Source organism: Xenorhabdus bovienii, assembly GCF_024721015.1.
GTDB lineage: Bacteria > Pseudomonadota > Gammaproteobacteria > Enterobacterales > Enterobacteriaceae > Xenorhabdus > Xenorhabdus bovienii.
Window position 1 is genome coordinate 1 of sequence record NZ_JANAIF010000404.1, and the last position, 278, is coordinate 278.

Sequence of the window (278 nt, forward strand, 5' to 3'; positions counted from 1 at the left end):
GGTTTCTTCTACTTCGGCGGCTTCTTCACGTCGCTTGAACCGGTTGGTCTGGACGCTGCTGACGCCGCTCTGGATTACGCCTCCGCTGGCTCTGACTTCTTCTTCCAGCTGATGTTTGTTGCCGCAACCGCGTCCATCGTGTCCGGTGCTCTGGCAGAACGCATCAAACTGTGGCCCTTCCTGGCCTTTGTTGTGGTCCTGACAGGCATCCTTTACCCGATCTCCGGCTCCTGGCAGTGGGGCGGCGGCTGGTTGTCCGAACTCGGCTTCTCCGATTT

The 278-nt window shown here is 59.4% G+C and carries 1 pseudogene; it reads left to right on the forward strand.

The features are described 5' to 3' along the window. A pseudogene (locus tag NXS07_RS22035) lies at nt 1-278 on the forward strand (ammonium transporter); the annotation flags it as partial.